Here is a 22039-nt window from a genome sequence, read left to right as displayed (position 1 = left end):
CATTTCTCATGCTGGTCTCCGGATACACCGGTGCCACGCTGGGGCACGATGCTTCGCATACGCTAACGCTGATCAACCCGCTCTTTCTAAGCGCGCAGATCTTCCATGGCGAAATGCCCCTTCTCAACAGTTTCCTGATTGCTCTTTCGGCCTCTGCGGCCTCGACATACCTGACCGGAAGGTATTTCAGAATCCAACCCATATGGAGCCGATACTGATGGACATTTTAACTATAAACAACCTTCACTTCGGATACAGCGGAAACTCGCTACTGAACGACATTGAACTCACTATAAAAGCGGGGGAACTGGTTGGCATTCTGGGCAACAACGGGGCCGGAAAGACAACCCTTTTCGACCTCATCTGTAAAATAAAGAAACCGGCAAAAGGTGCCATTTCCAATTTATCCAGGCGTCAGGCCTATTTGACGCAAATCCTTACACCGCCCCCATTACTGCGTATGAACGAAGCGGGCAAGCTTATCACCAGCCTGACCCCCAACGCTTCCCCAGATCACACAGAGATTCTCTCGAAACTAGCCAAATGGTCCCCGTCACTGTCCAAGCGATATGCAGAAATCGCCAAGAAAAAAGCCGCCAATTGCAGCTACGGTGAAATTCGTAGCTACTTCACGCTGACCTTGTTGCTTTTAAACAGTGACTTGATCATTCTTGACGAGCCAACGGCTGGCGTAGACCCTGAATTTCGACATTATATATGGCTCGGTATAAAAAGCGCGTGCGCGGAAGGCGCGAGCGTGCTGATATCTTCTCATTACACAGAGGAAATCACGAAAAACTGCCAGCGCTTTTATATGCTCGCAAACAAACGACTGGAAGCGTTTGACAGTGGTGGACAGTTCATGGAACGCCACCACGCCAAATCGCTGGATGAAGCCTTTATCAATGCTTCGGTCTAGGTACCGTGGCCATTGAAAGGGGCGCCAAGCGCCCCTGCCCATCACAGCCCCTCCAGCTCCGCCATCAGGTCACTGAGCCGATCGACCTTGTCATCATCCAGCGCACTGCCCTGCAGCCCCTGTACATACTCGGCCAACGCCTCCACCGTGCTGCACTCGAACATCGCCCGCAGCGGCACGTTCAGCTGTAGCTGCTTCTGCACCCGCGAAGCGATCTGCGTGGCCAACAGCGAATGCCCGCCCAGCTCGAAGAAGTTGTCGTGCACCCCCACCCGGTCGGCTTTGAGCACATCGGCCCAGATACCCGCCAACACGTCCTCCAATTCGTTGCGTGGCGCCTGATAGGCCTGACTGTATTGGCCGCCGATGTCGATGGCTGGCAGGGCCTTGCGGTCGAGCTTGCCGTTGGCGTTGTGCGGCAAGCTGTCGAACCAGCCCCAATGCAACGGCACCATGTACTCCGGCAACTCGGCACGCAGTCGTTGCTTGACCTGCTCCAGCAACGCGGCATCGGCACTGACGCCCTGGTGCGCCACCAGGTAGCCAACCAGATGCTTGCCGTTCACGCCCTCCTGCACCGCCACGGCAGCATCGCGAATTTCCGCCTGCTCATGCAGCCGGGCCTCGATCTCGCCCAGCTCGATGCGATAGCCGCGAATCTTCACCTGATGGTCGATGCGCCCGACGTACTCCAGCACACCGTCCGGGCGTTGCCGCGCCAGGTCGCCAGTGCGGTACAGGCGTTCGCCCGGCGCCCCGTAAGGGTGAGGGATGAACGCCAGTGCCGTGCGCACCGGGTCACCGACGTAGCCACGGCCTACACCCGTACCAGCCACGCACAACTCGCCCACCGCACCCAGCGGCACCAGTGCCTGGTCCTCGCCGAACAGGTACAGGCGGTTGTTATCGGTTGGCGTGCCGATGGGCAGGTAGCTGCCTTGGGTCGAGGCGGCATCGACGCGGAAGAACGCCACGTCATCCGAGCACTCCGCCGGCCCATAGGCATTGACCAGGCCGATCTGCGGGTAGCGCTGCAGCCACTGCGCCGCCAGCTCCGGTGGCATGGCCTCGCCGGTCGGCAGCATCCAGCGCAGGCCGTCGAGGGCCTGGTGGTCGCTGGCCAGCATGCCCTGGATCAGCGACGGCACGCTCTCCAGCACGGTGATGCCGGTAGTTTGCACATGCGCCAGCAGGCCCTGCGGGTCATGGGCGATGGCGTTAGGCACGATCTCTACCTTGGCGCCGAACAGCGGCGCAGCCAGGAACTGCCAGACCGAGATGTCGAAGCTTTGCGAGGCGGTCTGGGCAATCACGTCCTGCTCGCTCAGGGCCAGGTACGGCACCTTGCTCAGCTGGTTGTTGAGCATGCCACGCTGCTCGACCATCACCCCTTTCGGCAGGCCGGTCGAGCCTGAGGTGTAGATCACGTAGGCGAGGTTGTCCGGGCCACTGTGGATACCCGGATTGTGGCTTGCGATCGGGTTGGCCTGGATGTCTTCCCAGACCAGCAGTCGCGGCCGCAGCGCAGTCTCCAGCTCACCGAGCAACTGCCGCCCCTGCTCGGCGCAGGCCGCGCTGCACACCAGCACTGGCGTACGGCTGAGCTGGATGATGCTTTGCAGGCGCGCCGCCGGCAGGCCCGGGTCCAGCGGCAGGTAGCCGGCCCCGGCCTTGAAGCTGCCGACAATCATGCCCAGCAGCGGCAACCCACGCTCGGCAAGCAGTGCCACTGGCTGGTCCACGCAGACCCCGGCAGCCACCAGCGCATGGCCCAGGCGGTTGGCCGCCAGGTTCAGCCCGGCGTAATCGTAGGACGCCTCCAGGCAGCAGGCCACGGTACGCTGCGGATGCGCCACGACCTGCGCTTCGAACTGCGCGATGTAGCTTTGTTCCAGCGGATAAACCCGCTCGGTCCGGTTGCAGTCCTCCAGCAGGAAGCCTTGCTCTTGGGCGCTCAGCAACGGTAGCTCGCTCACCGCCCCTTCAAAACCTTGTACCAGCGCCAGCAGCAGGCGCTTGAATTCGGCCAGCAGACGCTCGACGGTCGGGTAGTCGAAGTAACGCTGGTCAAACGACAGGTGCAGGCCCAGGTCATCACCCGGGTAACACACCGCCGTCAGCGGGAAGTTGGTGTGGGTACGGCCCGAGTCGGAGCTGGCGTTCAGGTGCTGGGCGTGATCGAGCACGGCGGTTTCAACCGGCGCATTCTCGAACACGAACAGGCTGTCGAACAGCGGCTGGCCCTTGGGCAATTCGCTGCACGCCTGGATCGCCACCAGCGGCAAGTATTCGTACTCGCGCAGTTCCATGTTGCTTTGCAGCAGGCCCTGCAGCCACTGGCGTACGCTGCAGCGCTCACCCGCCGCGGGCAACTGCACGCGCAGGGCCACGCTGTTGATGAACAGGCCGACGGTGCGTTGCATCTGCGGCATGCTCACCGGGCGACCGGCCACGGTCACGCCAAAGGCCACATCGCGGTCGCCGCTGTGACGCGCCAACACCAGGGCCCAGGCCGCCTGGGCGAAGGTGTTGACGGTGAGCTGATGAGCCTGGGCCAGTTCGCGCAGACGCACACCATCACTCACCTCCAGGCGGGTGTAGCAGTCGCCGACGACCATGCCGCTACCGGCGTGATCATGGCGCAGCGGGCGGTCGCTAGGGATGGCTGTAGCACGTTCGAAGCCGGCCAGGTTGGCCTGCCACCAGGCGCGTGCGTCGTCCAGGCCCTGGCGTTGCAGCCAACCGATGTAATCGCGGTAACGCGGCGGCACCGGCAGTTGGGCCTGACGGCCTTCGCCAAGGGCCTGGTAGACCTCGAAGAAGTCGTTCATCAACAGCGAGCGGCACCAGGCATCGATAAGGATGTGGTGGTTGCTCATCATGAACCAGTAGCGTTCATCGGCCACGCGCACCAGGCGCAGGTGGAACGGTGCCTCGCTGAGCAGGGCAAAGCCGGCCTCGCGCTCCTGCTTGTGCAGAGCCTGCAGGCGCTGCTCCTGGGCATCCTCAGCCAGGCCGCGCCAGTCCTGGTAGTCCACCGCCAGGTTGCCTGGCTTGTGGATGATCTGCAGCATCGCCTCGCCGCTGTTCCAACTGAACGAGGCGCGCAACGCTTCGTGGCGCGCCACCACCGCCTGCCAGGCCTGGGCGAAACGCTCGGGGTCTAGCGCGCTGTTGATGCGGTAGCGGTCCTGCATGTAGTAAAGGCCGGTGCCCGGCTCCAGCAGGGTGTGCAGCAGCATGCCTTCCTGCATCGGCGTCAGCGGGTAAACGTCCTCGATCTGCGCGGCCGGTACCGGCAATGCGTCGATCTGCTCCTGAGTCAGGTGCGCCAGCGGGAAGTCCGATGGGGTGAAGCTGCCATTGCCATCGGCCAGGCAATGCGCGACCAGCGCCAGCAGCTCCTGACGATAGGCCTCGGCCAGACCCGCGATGGTCTGCTGGTCGTAGCGCTCGGCGCTGAAGGTCCAGCGCAGTTGCAGAGCACCGCCATACACCTGGCCATCGACGCTCAACCAGTTGGGCAACGGCGCATCGAGGTCATGCGCCAACCCGGCCGGTGCCTCCAGGGGCTGGAACAAGGCCGCACTGTCGAACTGCTGGTCGAACTGGCCCAGGTAGTTGAAGGTGATGCGCGCCTGCGGCAAGGCCGCCATCTGCTCGCGCCCGGCGGCATCCGCCAGGTAGCGCAGTACGCCGTAGCCCAGGCCCTTGTGCGGCACCTGGCGCAGTTGTTCCTTGATGCGCTTGATCGAACCGGCCCGCGCCGCGTCGTCTTCGCCTGGCAGCGGACGCAGGCTCAGTGGGTAGGCATTGGTGAACCAGCCGACGCTGCGGGTCAGGTCCATGTCTTCGAACAGCCCGTCACGGCCATGGCCTTCGAGCTGCACCAGCACTTCTTCATCGCCGCTCCAGCGGCACAAGGCCCGCGCCAGTGCAGTCAACAGCAGGTCGTTGACCTGGGTGTGGTAAGCCGCCGGGGCTTGTTGCAACAGTTGTCGGGTCTGCTCCACGTCCAGGCCGATAGCCAGGGTCTGGGCGTGGCGGTGCAAATTGCTGCCCTGCGGGTGATCGCATGGCAGTTCGCGGCGCACGCTACCCAGTTGGCCTTGCCACCAGGTCAGTTCGTCACGCAGCGAATCGCTGCCAGCGTAGCTGGCCAGGCGCGCGGCCCAGTCGCCGACGACGTGGGTCTTGGCCGGCAGAGGCTGGCCACGGTACAGCGCCTGCAGGTCTTCCAGCAGCACCCGCCAGGACACACCATCGACCACTAGGTGATGGATCGCCAGCAGCAACCGCTGGGTGCCCTGCCCGTCACGCACCAGCAAGGCGCGCAGCAGCGGCCCTTGTTGCAGGTCCAGGCTGCGCTGCACGTCGGTGTAGAGTGCCTGACAATCATTGAAATCGGCGACAGTGGCGCTCCACAGCAGTTGCTCGGCGCCAGGCTGCGCGTACTGCGCCTGCCAGCGGCCCTGGGCGTCGCTGAAGCGCAGGCGCAGGCTGTCATGGTGCTGCACCAGCGCAGCCAATGCCTGTGCAAGGGTGGCCTCAACCAAGGGTTGGCGCACCTCCAGCAGCACGGCCTGGTTCCAGTGTTGCGGCTGTGGCACGTCACTGTCGAAGAACCAGTGCTGGATCGGCGTCAGCCCGGCCTGGCCCTGGCGCAGTCCCTGCTCCACCGTGCTCACGGCTTCGCTGAGCTGAACCACAGCTGCCAGGGTCTGGATGGTCTGATGCTGGAACAGGTCGCGCGGGGTGAATTGCAAGCCGGCCTGCCGGGCGCGGCTGACCACCTGAATCGACAGGATCGAGTCGCCGCCCAGTTCGAAGAAGTTGTCCTGCACCCCGACCTGGGCAACGTTCAGCACGTCGCGCCAGATCTGCGCCAGTTGCGCTTCCACCTCATTACCCGGGGCCTGGTACTGCTGGCGCGCCTGCTCCAGGTCGGGCAGTGGCAAGGCACGGCGGTCGAGCTTGCCGTTCCCCATCAACGGCAGGCTTTCGAGCAGAACCAAGTGTGCGGGCACCATGTAGTCCGGCAGGTGCTGGCGGGCATTGGCCTTCACCGCTTCGCGCAGCAGGCTTTGCGTATCGCAGTCGGCAGGGGCCTGCTTGCACACCAGGTAACCCACCAGTTGCTTGCCACCCGGCAGATCAAGGGCCAGCACCACGGCTTCTTCGACATCGGCATGCGCTTGCAGGCGGCTCTCGATTTCGCCCAGCTCGATGCGGAAGCCGCGGATCTTCACCTGCTGGTCGGCACGGCCGACATACTCCACCAGGCCATCAGTACCCAGGCGTACCAGGTCGCCGGTACGGTACAGGCGCCCGCCTTCGGCACTGAACGGGTCGGCGACAAAGCGCTCGGCAGTGAGGCCTGGCCGGTCGTGGTAACCCTGGGCCAGGCCGGCGCCGCCGACATACAGTTCGCCAATGCCGCCTTGCGGCAACAAGGCCAGATCCTCGTCGAGGATGTAGGCCGTACGGCTACCGATGACGCGGCCGATCGGTACGCTGCCAAGGTCTGCTGGCAAGGCCTCTGGGGCCAGGCACGCCAGCGGCATAACCACGGTTTCGGTCGGGCCGTACGCATTGAAGAACTGCTGCGGCGCAAAGGCCTGGCGGATACGCTGCAGGTGCTCGCCGGTCAGCGCTTCGCCGCCGGTGATCACCAGGCGCACCGGCAACTGTTCGCCCCGCCCACCCAGGTACTGGGCCAGTTGGCTGCCGTAGCTAGGGGTGAAACCGAGGATGCTCACCTGCTGCTCACGCACCAGTTGGCAGATTTCCTCAGCCCCCCACTGCCCTTGGGCGCGCAGCACCACACGGGCGCCACACAGCAGCGGCGCCCACAGGCGCTCGCTGGCGGCATCGAAGTTGATCGAATAGAAATGCAGTTCGCAGTCATCGCTGCGCATGCCGAACGCGGCGATCACTGCCTGGCAATGCATGGCGAATTCGCCATGGCTGACCACCACACCTTTGGGCTTGCCGGTGGAGCCGGAGGTATAGATCAGGTAGGCCTGGTGCTGCGGCAAATTGAGGTTGTCCAGCGGCGCGTCGCTGTACGCCGACAGGCTGGCAGCGTCGTCTTCCAGGCTCCAGCGCGCCACGCCTTCGGGCAGCTCGCCGAGGGTTTGCAGCAACGCGCGCTGGCTTAGCAGCAGGCCGATGCGGCTGTCTTCGATCATGTAGCGCAGGCGGTCGAGCGGGTACTCGGGGTCGAGCGGTACATAGGCGCCACCGGCCTTGAGGATGGCCAACAGGCCGACGACCATTTCCAGCGAGCGCTCCAGGGCCAGGCCCACGCGCACCTGCGGGCCGACACCACGCTCGCGCAGGGCGCGGGCCAGGCGGTTGGCCTGTTGGTCGAGTTCGGCGTAGGTCATGTGCTGGCCGGCAAAGGTCAACGCGCCAGCCTGTGGCGCGCGCGCGGCCTGGGCGGCGAACAGGCCGTGCAAGGTCTGGTCGAGGTCGAAATCGTGCTCGCCCTGCAACTGGCCCACCAGCACCTGCTGCTCGGCGCTGCTCAGCATCGGCAGTTCGCACAGGCGCTGTTGCGGGTTGTCCAGCAGGCCGACCAGCAGTTGCTGCCAATGCTCGGCCATGCGCGCGATGCGCGGCTCGTCGAACAGGTCACGGCTGTAGGTCAGGCAGCAACCCAGGCGACCGTCGAGGTCGGTCACCTCCAGGTACAGGTCGAACTTGGTGGCGCTGGCGTCATTGACCAGGTAATCCACCTGCACGCCGGCAAGCTGGCGGCTTTGCTGGAAGGCCCAGCGCTGCACGTTGCACATCACCTGGAACAGTGGGTTGTAGGCGCTGCTGCGCGGCGGCTGCAAGGCCTCCACCAACTGGTCGAACGGCAGGTCCTGGTGTGACTGGCCTTCGATGGCGGCCTGACGCATCTGCTCCAACAACTGAGCGGCGGTCATCTGGCCGTCCAGCTCGCAGCGCAGCACCTGGGTGTTGAGGAAGGCGCCGATCAGCCCTTCGCTTTCCGGACGGATGCGGTTGGCCACCGGCGCGCCGATACGCAGGTCGCGCTGGCCACTGTAGCGGTGCAGCAAGGCGGCAAGGGTGGCGGTCATGGTCATGAACAGGGTCAGGCCGCGCTGGCTGTTGAAGGCATGCACGCGGGCGACCAGGGCCGGGTCGAGGTCGAAGCGGTACAGCTCGCCACGGTGGCTTTGCACAGCCGGCCGCGGGCGGTCGGCGGGCAAGGCCAATACCGGGTGTTCATCGCCCAGGCGAGCCTTCCAGTAGGCCAACTGGCGCGCGCCCTCGCCGCTTTCCAGCCATTGCCGTTGCCACACGCTGTAGTCCAGGTACTGCACCGGCAGCGGCGCCAGTGGCGACTCGCGGTCATCGACAAAGGCTTCGTACAGCTCGCCCAGCTCGCGGGCGAAGATGTCCATGGCCCAGCCTTCGGTGACGATGTGGTGCAGCGTCAGCACGAAGCAGTGCTCGCGCTCGTCGGCCTTGACCAGACAGGCGCGCAGCAGCGGCCCCCGCTCCAGGTCGAAGGGCTGGTGCGCCTGGTCGTCGGCCAGTTGTTGCAAACGTTGCTGGCGGGCATCGTCTGACAAAGCGCTGAAGTCTTGCCAGTCCAGATGCAGACCGCTGTCTTCGGCCACGCACTGGTACGGCACGCCGTCGATGCTGGGGAACGTGGTGCGCAAGGTTTCGTGACGCACGATCAGCGCCTGCAGCGCACGCTCGAAGGCGTCCACGTGCAGGGTGCCGCGCAGGCGTGCCATGCCGCCGACGTTGTACGCCGGGCTGTCAGGCTCCATTTGCCAGAGGAACCACATGCGCTGCTGCGAGTACGACAGCGGCACGGCCTGGCGGCGGTCGACGCGGGCGATTTCGCCTTGCAGGTTGCGCTCGCCGACCGCGCGCAAGCGCGCGATCTCGGCACAGAAGGCGCCCAGTTCGCTGGCTTCGAACAGGGTCTTGAGCGGCAGCTCGACATCGCAGGCCTGGCGGCTGCGCGAGACAATCTGGGTGGCCAACAGCGAGTGGCCACCCAGGGCGAAGAAGTCGTCCTGCAGGCCGATGCGCGGCAGGTTCAGCACTTCACGCCAGATCGCAGCGACCTGTTGCTGCAACTCGGTTTGTGGTTCGACATGCTCACGCTGCTGCCACACCGGAGCCGGCAGCGCCTTGCGGTCGACCTTGCCGCTGGGGCCCAGCGGCATCTGTGCCAGCGGGATGAGCTGTGCCGGCACCATGTACGCTGGCAACTGGGCAGCCAGCACTGCCAACAGCTCGGCGGGCTGGGCGCTGCCACAGTAGTAGCCCACCAGTTGCGCGCCGACAGCATCCTTGTGAATCAATACCAGCGCCTGTTCGACACCCGCCTGCGCCAGCAGGCAGGCCTGGACTTCCTCGGGTTCGACGCGGAAGCCACGCACCTTTACCTGCTGGTCGAGGCGGCCAAGGTATTCCAGTGCCTCCATCTGCACCTGCCAACGGGCACCATCGCCACTGCGGTACAGACGCTGACCATTACCGTCGGCCTGGGGTACGAAGCGCTCGGCAGTGAGGCCGGGGCGGCCCAGGTAACCACGGGCCAACCCCGCGCCACCGAGGTACAGCTCGCCCGGCACCCCGGGGATAGTCAGTTCCAGCTCATCGTCCAGCACGCGGCACAGCACATTGCCCAGCGGCCGGCCGATGGGCGAGCGCTCGCCGTCCGCTGCCTGGCAGTGCCAGTGGGTGACGTTGATGGCGGTTTCGGTCGGGCCGTAACGGTTGTGCAACTGCACCTGCGGCAGCACTTGCAGCACGCGGTCTCGTAGCGTGGCGGACAACGCTTCGCCACCCGAGAACACCCGGCGCAGGCTGGTGCAGGCACCCGCCTGCGGCTCCTGGACGAACACCTGCAACAGCGGCGGCACGAAGTGCAGCGTGGTCACCCCATGGGCCTGGACCATGGCAGCGATACGCTGCGGGTCGCGGTGTTCACCAGGGCCGGCGAGCACCAGCTTGCAGCCGGTGACCAGCGGCCAAAAGCATTCCCACACCGATACGTCGAAGCTGATCGGTGCCTTCTGCATCAGCACGTCGCTGTCATCCAACGCATAGGTGGCCTGCATCCATTGCAGGCGATCGGCCAGGGCCGCGTGAGTGTTGCCCACGCCCTTGGGTTGGCCGGTGGAGCCGGAGGTGTAAATCACGTAGGCCAGGTTGTCACCGTGCAGGTGCAGACCGGGAGCGTGGCTGGGCCAGCTGTCCAGGTGCAACTGGTCGAGGGCAATGGCACTGACACCGTCGACCTGCGGCAGCTTGCCCAGCAGGCTGCTGTGGCTCAGTAGCAAACGGGCGTCGCAGTCGGCCAGCATGTAGGCCAGCCGTTCGGCCGGGTAATCGACATCCAGCGGCACGTAGGCACCGCCAGCCTTGAGAATGGCTAGCAGGCCGACCAGCAATTGCGGTGAGCGCTCGATGGCAATGGCCACACAGGTATCGGGGCCGACGCCTTTGTCACGCAGGTAGTGGGCCAGGCGGTTGGCTTGCTGGTGCAACCCGGCGTAATCCAGGCTGCCCCCGTCCCAAATCAGGGCGGTGCGCTGCGGCGTCAGGCGTGCCTGCTCATTGAGTTGCTCGACCAACAGGTGCTGCGCTGCGGCGGCCGGTGCCTGGCCCCAACCCAGCAGTTGCGCACGGCCGGGCTCATCCAGCAATTGCACGTCGCCCAGCGCCTGCTGCGGCGCGGCACACACCTGTTCCAGCAGCGCCAACAGATGATGGGCCAGACGTTCGACGGTGCTGGCTTCGAACAGCTCCGCGGCGTAGTCGACGGCCAGGCTCAGGCGGCCCAGATGGTCCTCCTCACTGTGCAACTGCAAGTCGAACTTGGCTTCGCGGCTGTGCCACGCCAGCTCTTCGGCCAACAGCCCCGGCAGACGCCGCAGGGCTGACAGGTCGCGTTGCTGGTGGTTGAACATGACCTGGAACAGGCCTTGCTCTCGGGCCTCTGGCAAGGCTTCGACCAACTGCTCGAATGGCAGGTCCTGGTTGGCCTGGGCTTCCAGGGTGGCCTGACGGACCTGGGCCAGCAACTGCGCGAACGGCAGGCGGCCATCGAGCTGCGCGCGCAACACCTGGGTGTTGATGAAGAAGCCGACCAGGCCCTGGGCTTCCAGTCGCGGGCGGTTGGCGTTGGGCACACCGACGCGGATATCGGCCTGGCCGCTGTAGCGGTGCAGCAGCGCCTGCCAACCTGCCAGCAGGACCATGAACAGGCTGGCGTGCTGCTCGCGGGCCAGGCCCTTGAGCGCTTCGGTAAGCCTGGCCGGCACCTTTAGGCTGAAACGGGCGGCGCGATGGTCGCGCTGGCTGGCACGTGGATGATCGGTGCACAGGTCGAGCACCGGCAGTTCATCGCCCAGGCGCGCCTGCCAATATCGCAACTGCCGCTCGGCTTCGCCTTCGGCCAGCCATTGCCGCTGCCAACTGCCGTAGTCGGCGTAACCCAGGGGTAGCGGCGCCAGGTTGGCCTCCAGGCCTTGGCAGCGAGCGGCGTACAGCTTGGCGAATTCTTCGAGCAGGATGTTCAGCGACCAGCCGTCGGCAACGATGTGGTGCAGGGTCACCCACAGCTGATGCTCTTCGTCGCCCAGCCGCACCAGGGTCACCCGCAGCAACGGGCCCTGGGTGAGGTCGAACGGCTGGCAGGCCTCGGTTTCACGCTGCGCGGCAACTTGCTCGGGCGAGTGCCCCCCAAGGTCCAGGCAATGCAGGCTGAACGGCTGTTGCGGCAGGATACGCTGCAGCGCCTGGCCATTCTCTTCGCTGAACACGGTACGCAACGATTCATGGCGCGCCACCAGCGCCTGGAAGGCCGCTTTTAGGGCGTCGACATCCAGCTCGCCGCGCAGGTGCAAGCCGGCGGGAATGTTGTAGGCCGCTGATTGTGGCTCCAGCAGCCACAGCAGCCACAAGCGGTTCTGCGCCAGCGACTGGGGCAACGCCTGGGCGCGCTCCAGCGTGGTGATGGCCACGGTGCCTGCGGCGCCATCGGCGATGATCTGTGCCACGGCCTTGCTGTAGTCGGCCAGTACCGGCGCCTCGAACAGCGTGCGCAGGCTCAGGTCGATACCCAACTCATCGGCCAGGCGCGCTGTGACCTGGGTGGCGGCGATGGAGTTACCGCCCAGCAACAGGAAGTGGTCGTCCGCGGCCACCGCCTCTACCTCGAGGATGTCGCGCCACACAGCGCCGATGCGTGCTTGCAGCTCATCACCAGCGGTTGCACCGGCACCGGCTTCGCTTGCCTCAGGGAAACGGGCATAGCAGTCCAGGCTGCCATCGTCCATGCGCAGGCAGCAGGCAGAGCGCTGCAACTTGCCGCTGGAGGTCTTCGGCAGCGCGCCGGGGTTCAGCAGCAGGACCACGGCGGGGGCCTGTCGGCAGGCGTCGGCGACGACCTGGCGCAGGGTCTTGATCAGGTCCTGGGGCTTGATTGCCTTTTGCACGTTGCGGCTGATCTCCACCGCGACACCGATGCCCTCCTCGCCTTGGTGCTCGACGGCGAACACCGCCACCCGGCCTTTACGCAGCACCTGAACTTCGCGCTCGAGGTTTTTTTCCAGGTCTTGTGGGTACAGGTTTTGCCCACGCACGATCAGCATGTCCTTCAGACGCCCGGTGACGAATACCTCGCCGTCACGCATGAAGCCCAGGTCGCCGGTGCGCAGCCAGGTCTGGCCGTCCATTTCGACAAAGGTGCGAGCGCTGGCTTCGGGGTTGCGCCAGTAACCCAATGCGATACTCGGGCCGCCGGCCCAGATCTCGCCAACCTGGTTGTCATCCAGCACTTGCAGGCGTTGTGGTTCGACGATACGTACGGCATGCCCCGGCTGTGGGTAGCCGCAGCTCATCAGCACACTGCCCTTGCCCGGCTCGGCACGGTTGGCAGCGAAGGCTGCGGCGTCCAGCTCCAGCGCGGCGATACCTTGGCCACGACGGCTGCCGCTGACGAACAGGGTGGCTTCGGCCAGGCCATAACTGGCGAAGAAACTCTGCGGATCGAAGCCGCAGGCCTGGAACTTGTCGGCGAAGGTGGCCAGGCTGTCCTGGCGGATAGGCTCGGAACCGGAATAGGCCACGCGCCAGCGGCTCAGGTCGAGCCCGGCCTGCGAAGCCTCGCTCACCCGTTCGCTGCACAAGCGGTAGGCGAAGTCGGGCCCGCCGCTGATGGTGCCACCGTAGTCGCTGATGGCCTGCAACCAGCGCAGCGGCCGGGCCAGGAAGTAGCCCGGCGACATCAGCACGCAGGGCACGCCACTGAAAATCGGCTGCAGCAGGCCGCCGATCAGACCCATATCGTGATAAAGCGGCAGCCAGCTGACGATCACGTCGTCGGGGTTGAGGTCGATGCCAAAGCCTTGGCGGATCAGTTGCTCGTTGGCCACCAGGTTGCCATGACTGACCTGCACGCCCTTGGGCAGCGCAGTGGAACCGGAGGTGTACTGCAGGAAGGCGATGTCATCGCCCTTGAGTACGGGCTCACGCCAGTTCGCCGCCAGGGCCGGGTCCAAGCCATCCACTGCCAGCAGTTGGGGGGCATTGTCCGCCGCCAGGGCTTCCAGGCCCTGCAGGCTGTCGTGCAGCGCCGCCACGGTCAGCAGCAGGCGCGGCTCGGCGTCGTCGATGATCGACAGCAAACGCTCCTGGTGGTGCTGGCGCGCCGACTCCGGTGGGTAAGCCGGCACCGCGATGACCCCGGCATACAGGCAGCCGAAGAACGCCGCCACATAGTCCGGCCCGCTGGGAAACAACAGCACTGCACGATCGCCGAAGCGGGTACGAGCCTGCAAGGCGGCGGCGATGGTGCGCGCGCGCTGGTCGAGGTCCCGGTAGCTCAGCACGGCCTGCTCGCCGGGCGCGTCGGCCAGAAAGCGCAAGGCAATGCTGTCCGGGGTCTGCGAGGCGCGTTGCGCCAGGGCCTGGACCAGCGTGTGCGGGAGTTCGAAGGCGTCCGTCATGGGGTGTTCCTGCCAGTGTCTGGTTAGGTCCGACAGCTGCTCCACCAACATGGGCGGGCAACGTATGCGACCGGGGATGTACACAGGGGAACGGATGGGCGGGGAGAGAAATTAGCGGGGGCGATTAGGCTTCAAGGGTTGATAAGGCATATCCCCAAAGCCAACCGCGGCTAAGAACTGAAACAGGTCGATATTAATTACATTTCGCATTTGACAATTATTATCATCTTGAATAGCTTGTCGCACGTCGTAGGAAGCTTCCCAACCTTGGGCGCCTCCTCTCCCTCTGTGACAAGGTGATTTCCATGGCGGAACAACTATCCACAAGTAAGTGCGATTCACCATTACTGCAGGCCTTCGTCGACAACCGCAGCATCCTGGTCAAGATCGCCGCCCGCATCACAGGCTGCCGTTCGCGCGCTGAGGACGTGGTACAGGATGCCTTTTTCCGGCTCAGCACCGCCCCGCAGATCACCTCATCGTTCAAGGCCCAGCTGAGCTACCTGTTCCAGATCGTGCGCAACCTGGCGATCGACCACTATCGCAAGCAGGCGATGGAGCTGAAGTACTCCGGTAGTGAGGAGGAAGGCATGAACGTGGTGGTGCAGAACGCCTCGCCCGAAGCCACCCACATCAACCGCGCCGCGCTGAACGACATCGCGGAGGCCTTGAACGAACTGCCGCCACGCACCCGCTATGCTTTCGAGATGTACCGCCTTAATGGCGTGCCGCAGAAGGACATTGCCAAGGAACTGGGCGTATCGCCGACCTTGGTCAACTTCATGATCCGCGATGCGTTGGTGCATTGCCGCAAGACGGCCAGTCGGCAGGCCTGAAGCTAGCTGCAAGCAAAAGCGAGAGCGAACCTGGATCGCTCTGCTTTTGCTTGCAGCGCTAGTGTGGTGTTTTGCAAATACGGCCAATAACTCGCGAGCGATTTTTGCGTTCAGGCAAGGCATCGCGACGAGTCGTAGCCCACTACGGCGAGGAGCGACAACGCCGCATGAGTGCAAAAAGCGCCGCGAGTTATGGTCGTTATTTGTGAAACACCACACTAGCCCCTACGTCAGCTTGCAACGATCGAAAAACCGCTCCCGCCCCAGAATCATCAACGCCGCCCGCTTGTGTGGAAAGTCGAACTCTTTGTCGCAATGGAAACATTGGTCGTGCATGTAGCCAATCATCTTGCCGTTGTCGGCGCGCGGCTCGGCCACCACCCGCTGGGTGCGCGGGTCATCCAGGAACAGGTAGTGCACCAACGCCGATAGCCAGCTGGCCACCTTGTGCGGCCCTCGGTGGCTCTCCTCTCCCACCAGCATATGGATACCGCGGTCGTAGTCATCGGCCGGGTAGAAGGGGGCAATGCGGTCCTCCTTGGCCCAGTACGCCTCGAAGTAGGCAAACGGCTCGTCATTGAAACAACCGATCAACGTCAACGTATGCGGGTCGGCTTCGAGCTTGGCCAAGTATTCGCGGTGCTGCGCCAGCGTGCCACCCTCCTGCCAGAACGCCTCCACGCGAGGGTTGTTCTGCCAGCGGTTGAAACGCTCCAGGTCATGCTCGATCTCCAGGGTACGCAGCGATACCCAACTGCCCAAGCGCGCATCGAAGCGCCGGTACACTTCGCCCCGCGGCTTGGGCGCCCGGCGCGGGTGGCGCTTGCCGTTGCTGATCTGCATCTGCTGCGGATAGACCCCGGCAACCGACTCGCCCAGCCACGGCTGCGGCAGTTGCCAGAACAGTGCGCGCTCGCACAGGTACTGGCCCGGCTGTTCACCGCCCAGCAGCAGGCCACTGGCCAACGCCTGCGGCAGCACTTCGGGCAGGTGCCAGGTCAGACGCTGGCAGGCCGTATCGCGCGACAGCAACCAATAGCAGGCGGCCCACAAGGCTTGGTAGGGGCGCTCGGGGCAAAAGCGCTCAAGGTGAACGTGCAGAGAAGCGCCAGGCTCCAGGCGCAACTGGATCAGGGGGCGGCCTTCAAGGGCCAGGCTTAGCCAGCTGTCGCCCTCCTCGGCACTGAGGCTGCGCCAGCGTGGCGGTGACTGTGGCTGCGAAGCGGCATCGTACGGCATGGGCTTGACTCACGAGAATGAAGAAAAGGCACACTGCAGGGAACGTTGCCGCAACACGGGAATTTAGTCTTGCGGTGCAGCCACCGTGATACGGTACGGCTCGAAGATGCGCGCCAGTTCGCCACTGTCGCGCAGGGCGCGCAGCAGCGCCGCGAACGACTGCTCGCCGATCGGCGCCCCCGGACGCAGCAAGGCGTAGTGGTGATAGACCTGGTCAATGCGTTGCGAAGGCACCAGTTGCGCCCTGCTCGCCGGGTTGCGTGCCAGAAAATCGCTGAGGTAGGAGCGCGTGACCAGGGCGATATCGGCGCGGCCGGCCTGCACCATCAGCAGGTTGCTGTCGTGGGAATAGGTCAGGGTCGCATTGTATGTCTTGCGCAGGTAGCCCGGCTCAGCGTTGAAACTGGCGAACGCGTAGTGGTAGCCGTTGAACAATGCCAGGCGTTTGCCGCGCAGGTCATCGAAGTAGTGTGGATCATTGCCATTTGCCTTGCGGGCGACGAACACTTCGGCATCTTCCAGGCCCATGTCCACGGCCTGATGGGCAATCTGCTCCCAGCCCCATTGTGGATTCTCGAAAATTGCCATGTCGGTGCGGCCCTGCTGGAAGTCACCGAAGCGCCGCTGGATAGACGTAGGCACCAGAACGAAGTGATAGTGCTGCTGCGCCCGGTTGAGTGCATCGACCAACTGCGGCAGCAAACCGGTATCGGCGCCTTGCTCGGGGCGCACCGTGTAAGGCGGGAAATGGGCCGCGCCAATCTTCACTTCGACCGCTTCCCCCGCCCGTACGGGTGCCGCCAACCAGAACACGGCCAGCAGCATCAGGGTGGACAAGGCCTTGAGGCCGGGCGCTGGAGTCAAGACGGACACTCATCACGGTTTATGCCGGTATCTGCTTAAGCTAGGCGTTTTCCGGGGGCGGCACAACTACCGGTGCCTGCTCTTTGTGCCAAAGCAGGCGGCAAAATGCCATAGGATGCCGTATGCCCAGACATTGGCTACGCTCTAGCAGGATCTGCAAGGGAGCCTGGTATGGGCCATTGGTTGGTGATCGACCTGGAAGCCACCACCGACGATGGTGGGTGGCCGGTCACAGAGATGGAAGTCATTGAAATCGGCGCAAGCCTGGTTACCCGCGAAGGACGCGAGGTCGACCATTTCCAGCGTTTTGTAAAGCCACGGCGGCGGCCGCAGCTGACCCCGTTCTGCCGCGAACTGACCCACATCAGCCAGGCCGACGTGGACAACGCCGCGCCGTTTCGCGAGGTGTGGGCAAGCTTCGAGCGCTGGCTGGGGCACCACCGCGGGCAGCTTCAGGCCTGGGTCAGCTGGGGCGACTACGACCGCCAGCAACTGCACCAGGAGTGGCAGCAGCACGGCCTCGACAGCCTGCTGCGCACATTGCCGCACATCAATCTCAAGCAACGCTTTGCCAAGGCCCGCCACCTGCAGCGCCCCACCGGCCTGAACGGCGCCCTGCAACTGGCCGGCATGCACTTTTGCGGGCAACAGCACAGGGCCCTGGAAGATGCGCGCAACACGGCGCGGCTATTACCGTTGAGCCTGCCCGCCAACAGCCCCTGAAAGCAGATGACGAGGCCTGTGGGCTTGGGCATACTGGCGAGCCCTTTTTCACCACCTCTTTTCAGGAGTCGCCCATGTTCCAGGTCAACGAGTACTTCAACGGCGCCGTCAAGTCGATCGCATTCTCGGGCGAAGAAGGCCCGGCCACCGTCGGCGTCATGGCTCCGGGCGAATACGAATTCGGCACTGCCAAGCGCGAGATCATGCATGTGGTATCGGGCGCGCTGACCGTGAAACTGCCGGGTAGCGACAACTGGGAAACGTTCAAGGCAGGCGACAAGTTCAATGTTGCCGCCGACAGCAAGTTCCAGCTGAAAGTGGCGGTGGATACTGCCTACCTGTGCGAGTACCGCGACTAAGCGTCGGCCTGTGCCGGCCTCTTCGCGGGTGAACCCGCTCCTACAGGTGCTTCGATGTTGTGCGGTCCTTGTAGGAGCGGGTTTACCCGCGAAGAATCCAGCACTAATCCTTCAGGAAGTCAGCAACGCGTTCAGCCGCCGCCTGCAAGTGCTGCTCATGGCTGAACCCCGAAGCCTTCAACGGCTTCAGGTCATGGTCCCCCGCCGCTAGCCAGCTCACCTCGATCGCCGGCGACAACGCATACCCCGCCACCGCCTCGCGGTTACCCAGCGCATCCCGCTCGCCCTGCACGATCAACGTCGGTGTCTTCAACTCGGCCAGGTGCTCTACCCGTGGCTTCTCGGGTTTACCCACCGCGTAGAACGGATAGCCCAGGCACACCAGCGCATCCGCGCCCAGTTCGTCGGCCAGCAGGCTCGCCATGCGCCCGCCCATGGACTTGCCCCCCAAGGCCAGCTTGCCCGCGACCAAAGGTCGCACTTGCCGGTACACCTCGCGCCAGCATTCAAGCAACACCTTCTGCGGGTTCGGCGGCCGCTTGCCACCGGTAACCCTGCGCTCGGCCATGTACGGGAACTCGAAGCGCACTACCGCTACCCCAAGAGCCGCAAGCCTTTGCGCCATTTCGTCCATGAACCCGCTGTCCATCGGCGCGCCCGCGCCATGGGCCAGGATCAGGCACCCTTTGTAGCCCTCTTTACCTTCAACCCGCGGAGGATCGCAGCGCAAGCCTGGGACATTTGCGACCTTCGCCCATTGATCCCCGTCAATACCGGCACTTTGCCCATTAATCATGCTTGCCTCGCTGTAAAGCCTGCCAAATAACCGTGGATGGGAACCCATACATGAACACAACCAGCAGTACCGCCTATAACTACAAGGTGGTCCGCCAATTCGCCATCATGACGGTGGTGTGGGGAATCGTCGGGATGGGGCTCGGCGTCTTCATCGCCGCCCAGCTCGCCTGGCCGTCCCTCAACTTCGACCTCCCCTGGACCAGCTTCGGCCGCCTGCGCCCCCTGCATACCAATGCGGTGATCTTCGCGTTCGGCGGCTGCGCACTGTTCGCCACCTCCTATTATTCGGTGCAACGCACCTGCCAGACCACCCTGTTCGCACCGGGCCTGGCCGCGTTCACGTTCTGGGGCTGGCAACTGGTTATCCTGCTGGCGGCCATCAGCCTGCCGCTGGGCTACACCAGCTCCAAGGAATACGCCGAACTGGAATGGCCGATCGACATTCTGATCACCATCGTCTGGGTGGGCTACGCCATCGTGTTCTTCGGTACGCTGATGAAGCGCAACACCAAACACATCTACGTCGGCAACTGGTTCTTCGGCGCCTTCATCCTGACCGTGGCACTGCTGCACATCGTCAACAACCTGGAGCTGCCGGTCAGCCTGACCAAATCCTACTCGGTCTACGCAGGCGCCACCGATGCCATGGTGCAGTGGTGGTACGGCCATAACGCGGTGGGCTTCTTCCTGACCGCAGGCTTCCTGGGGATGATGTACTACTACGTGCCCAAGCAGGCCGAACGGCCGGTGTATTCGTATCGCTTGTCGATCGTGCACTTCTGGGCACTGATTACCCTGTACATCTGGGCCGGCCCGCACCACCTGCACTACACCGCCCTGCCCGACTGGGCGCAGTCGCTGGGCATGGTGATGTCGCTGATCCTGCTGGCACCTAGCTGGGGCGGCATGATCAACGGCATGATGACCCTGTCGGGCGCCTGGCACAAATTGCGCAGCGACCCGATCCTGCGCTTCCTGGTGGTGTCGCTGGCGTTCTACGGCATGTCCACCTTCGAAGGCCCGATGATGGCCATCAAGACGGTCAACGCCCTGTCCCACTACACCGACTGGACCATCGGCCACGTCCACGCCGGCGCCCTCGGCTGGGTAGCGATGATCTCGATCGGCGCGCTGTACCACACCATCCCCAAAGTGTTCGGCAAAGAACGCATGTACAGCCTCGGCCTGATCAATGCGCACTTCTGGCTGGCCACCATTGGTACCGTACTGTACATCGCTTCGATGTGGGTCAACGGCATCGCCCAGGGCCTGATGTGGCGCGCGGTCAACAGCGACGGCACGCTCACCTACTCGTTCGTGGAAACCCTGGTGGCCAGCCACCCAGGCTTCGTCGTGCGCTTCGTCGGCGGCGCGATCTTCCTCAGCGGCATGTTCCTGATGGCCTGGAACACCTGGCGCACCGTGCGTTCGCCAGCGCTTGACGTCGCCCCTGCGAACGCCCAGTTGGCTTGAGGAGAAACGCCTGATGAAACATGAAGTCATCGAGAAAAACGTCGGCCTGATGGCCCTGCTGATGGTATTTGCCGTCAGCATCGGCGGCCTGACCCAGATCGTCCCGCTGTTCTTCCAGGACGTCACCAACAAACCGGTGGAGGGCATGAAGCCCTACACCGCGTTGCAACTGGAAGGCCGCGATGTCTACATCCGCGAAGGTTGCGTAGGCTGCCACTCGCAGATGATCCGCCCGTTCCGCGCCGAAACCGAGCGTTACGGCCACTACTCGGTGGCCGGTGAAAGCGTGTGGGACCACCCGTTCCTGTGGGGCTCCAAGCGCACCGGGCCGGACCTGGCCCGGGTCGGTGGCCGCTACTCGGACGACTGGCACCGTGCGCACCTGTACAACCCGCGCAACGTGGTGCCGGAGTCGAAGATGCCGTCCTACCCGTGGCTGGTTGCCCAGCAGGTCGACAACAGCCACACCGACGTCAAGATGCGCACCCTGCGCACCCTGGGCGTGCCGTACACCGACGACGACATCGCCGGCGCCCGTGAAGCAGTCAAGGGCAAGACCGAGATGGATGCACTGGTCGCCTACCTGCAAGTGCTCGGCACTGCGATCAAGAACAAGAGGTGAGTGCGATGGAAATGGACATCGGCATGATCCGCGGGCTGGGCACCCTGGTGGTGATGATTGCCTTCATCGGCCTCACCCTGTGGGTCTTCAACCGCCGCCGCGACCGTGATTTCGCCGAAGCGCGCCTGCTGCCCTTCGTCGACGACCGCCTGCCCCCTGCCGGGCAGGAACCTGCTGCAAAAAGGAGTAACGGGCAATGACCACCTTCTGGAGTACGTACATCAGCGTACTGACCATCGGTAGCCTGATTGGCCTGACCTGGCTGCTGCTCGCCACGCGCAAAGGCCAGAGCAACAACACCACTGACGAGACCATGGGGCACAGCTTCGACGGCATCGAGGAGTACGACAACCCGCTGCCCAAGTGGTGGTTCTGGCTGTTTGTTGGCACCTTGGTGTTCTCGGTCGGCTACCTGATCCTTTATCCGGGCCTGGGCAACTGGAAAGGCATCCTGCCGGGCTATGAAAATGGCTGGACCGGTGCCAACGAATGGCAGAAGGAAATGGACAAGGCCGATGCCAGGTTCGGTCCGATCTTCGCCAAATACGCCGCCATGCCCGTAGAAGAAGTGGCGAAGGACCCGCAGGCGCTGAAAATGGGCAGCCGCCTGTTTGCCTCCAACTGCTCGGTGTGCCACGGCTCCGACGCCAAGGGCGCTTTTGGCTTCCCCAACCTCACCGACAATGACTGGCGCTGGGGCGGCGATCCGGAAACCATCAAGACCAGCATCATGGGTGGTCGCCATGGCGTGATGCCGGCCTGGGCCGAAGTGATTGGTGACCAGGGCGTGGCCGATGTGGCTGCATTCGTGGTCAGCAAACTCGATGGCCGCACACTGCCTGAGGGCGCGAAAGCCGATGTCGAGAACGGGCAGAAGATCTTTGCTGCCAACTGCGTGGCCTGCCACGGCCCGGAAGGCAAAGGTACGCCCGCCATGGGCGCACCGAACCTGACCCACCCGCAGGCGTTCATCTATGGCTCGAGCTTTGCCCAGTTGCAGCAGACCATTCGTTATGGCCGCCAGGGGCAGATGCCGGCGCAGGCCGAGATCCAAGGGAATGACAAGGTGCACCTGCTGGCGGCTTACGTGTATAGCCTGTCGCAGGATGGTTCGGCTGAGACTGTGACGGCCAAGTGAGTTCGCCGAAAGGCATTCGCCAAGTGAGTTCGCCGAAAGGCATTCGCCAAGTGAGTTCGCCGAAAGGCATTCG

The 22039-nt window shown here is 64.1% G+C and carries 12 protein-coding genes and 1 pseudogene; 9 read left to right on the top strand and 4 right to left on the bottom strand.

What is annotated here, in order from left to right:
- Positions 1 to 218, top strand: a pseudogene (locus ACF8EF_RS08865) (hypothetical protein); the annotation flags it as partial.
- On the top strand, positions 218 to 919 hold the full coding sequence (locus ACF8EF_RS08860; protein WP_392461029.1) for an ATP-binding cassette domain-containing protein: 702 nt from the start codon (positions 218 to 220) through the stop codon (positions 917 to 919). The pseudogene ACF8EF_RS08865 and the gene ACF8EF_RS08860, both read left to right, overlap by 1 nt.
- Before the next feature lie 41 nt (positions 920 to 960).
- Here ACF8EF_RS08860 and ACF8EF_RS08855 read toward each other — a convergent pair whose 3' ends face one another.
- Positions 961 to 13914, bottom strand: coding sequence for a non-ribosomal peptide synthetase (locus ACF8EF_RS08855; protein ID WP_392461030.1), 12954 nt, complete (start codon positions 13912 to 13914; stop codon positions 961 to 963).
- A 305-nt stretch (positions 13915 to 14219) separates the two neighbouring features.
- Here ACF8EF_RS08855 and ACF8EF_RS08850 point away from each other — a divergent pair, with 305 nt between their 5' ends.
- A complete protein-coding gene (locus ACF8EF_RS08850; RefSeq protein WP_010954997.1) occupies positions 14220 to 14750 on the top strand; it encodes an RNA polymerase factor sigma-70 in 531 nt (176 codons plus the stop codon).
- A 225-nt stretch (positions 14751 to 14975) separates the two neighbouring features.
- On the opposite strand, the gene ACF8EF_RS08845 is transcribed toward ACF8EF_RS08850, so the two are convergent.
- A complete protein-coding gene (locus ACF8EF_RS08845) occupies positions 14976 to 15989 on the bottom strand; it encodes a GNAT family N-acetyltransferase (RefSeq protein WP_392461031.1) in 1014 nt (337 codons plus the stop codon).
- Positions 15990 to 16052: 63 nt separating this feature from the next.
- Complete coding sequence (locus ACF8EF_RS08840) at positions 16053 to 16853, bottom strand: ABC transporter substrate-binding protein (RefSeq protein ID WP_209967279.1); 801 nt, start codon at positions 16851 to 16853, stop codon at positions 16053 to 16055.
- Between the two features lie 171 nt (positions 16854 to 17024).
- Here ACF8EF_RS08840 and ACF8EF_RS08835 point away from each other — a divergent pair, with 171 nt between their 5' ends.
- Together ACF8EF_RS08835 and ACF8EF_RS08830 are read left to right on the top strand one after the other, a co-directional pair.
- On the top strand, positions 17025 to 17576 hold the full coding sequence (locus ACF8EF_RS08835; RefSeq protein WP_176685184.1) for an exonuclease domain-containing protein: 552 nt from the start codon (positions 17025 to 17027) through the stop codon (positions 17574 to 17576).
- A 74-nt stretch (positions 17577 to 17650) separates the two neighbouring features.
- Complete coding sequence (locus tag ACF8EF_RS08830; RefSeq protein WP_176685183.1) at positions 17651 to 17935, top strand: pyrimidine/purine nucleoside phosphorylase; 285 nt, start codon at positions 17651 to 17653, stop codon at positions 17933 to 17935.
- Positions 17936 to 18038: 103 nt separating this feature from the next.
- Here the strand turns inward: ACF8EF_RS08830 and ACF8EF_RS08825 are convergent, their stop codons facing one another.
- Entirely contained in the window at positions 18039 to 18731 is a 693-nt protein-coding gene (locus ACF8EF_RS08825) for an alpha/beta family hydrolase (RefSeq protein WP_256122384.1), read from the bottom strand.
- A gap of 50 nt (positions 18732 to 18781) precedes the next feature.
- Between ACF8EF_RS08825 and ccoN the strand changes: the two genes are divergently transcribed.
- From ccoN to ccoP, 4 genes are read left to right on the top strand one after another with little or no spacing between them, the layout of a single operon-like run.
- Positions 18782 to 20206 carry a cytochrome-c oxidase, cbb3-type subunit I gene (gene ccoN, locus ACF8EF_RS08820; RefSeq protein ID WP_003254280.1) on the top strand — a complete coding sequence of 475 codons (1425 nt, stop codon included), beginning with the start codon at positions 18782 to 18784 and terminating at the stop codon, positions 20204 to 20206.
- A 13-nt stretch (positions 20207 to 20219) separates the two neighbouring features.
- Positions 20220 to 20828 carry a cytochrome-c oxidase, cbb3-type subunit II gene (ccoO, locus tag ACF8EF_RS08815; protein WP_003254281.1) on the top strand — a complete coding sequence of 203 codons (609 nt, stop codon included), beginning with the start codon at positions 20220 to 20222 and terminating at the stop codon, positions 20826 to 20828.
- Between the two features lie 5 nt (positions 20829 to 20833).
- Entirely contained in the window at positions 20834 to 21028 is a 195-nt protein-coding gene (locus ACF8EF_RS08810) for a cbb3-type cytochrome c oxidase subunit 3 (protein WP_021784453.1), read from the top strand.
- Positions 21025 to 21966 (top strand): cytochrome-c oxidase, cbb3-type subunit III, encoded by a 942-nt coding sequence (gene ccoP / locus ACF8EF_RS08805; protein WP_176685182.1) that lies wholly within the window; start codon positions 21025 to 21027, stop codon positions 21964 to 21966. Before ACF8EF_RS08810 ends, ccoP begins: the two co-directional genes overlap by 4 nt.
- Positions 21967 to 22039: the final 73 nt, after the last annotated feature.

It is taken from the genome of Pseudomonas sp. zjy_15, from assembly GCF_043101865.1.
Taxonomy (GTDB): Bacteria; Pseudomonadota; Gammaproteobacteria; order Pseudomonadales; family Pseudomonadaceae; genus Aquipseudomonas; species Aquipseudomonas putida_Y.
The sequence above is the reverse complement of the archived record's forward strand: the minus strand, read 5'-3'. Positions and strand labels throughout refer to the sequence as shown.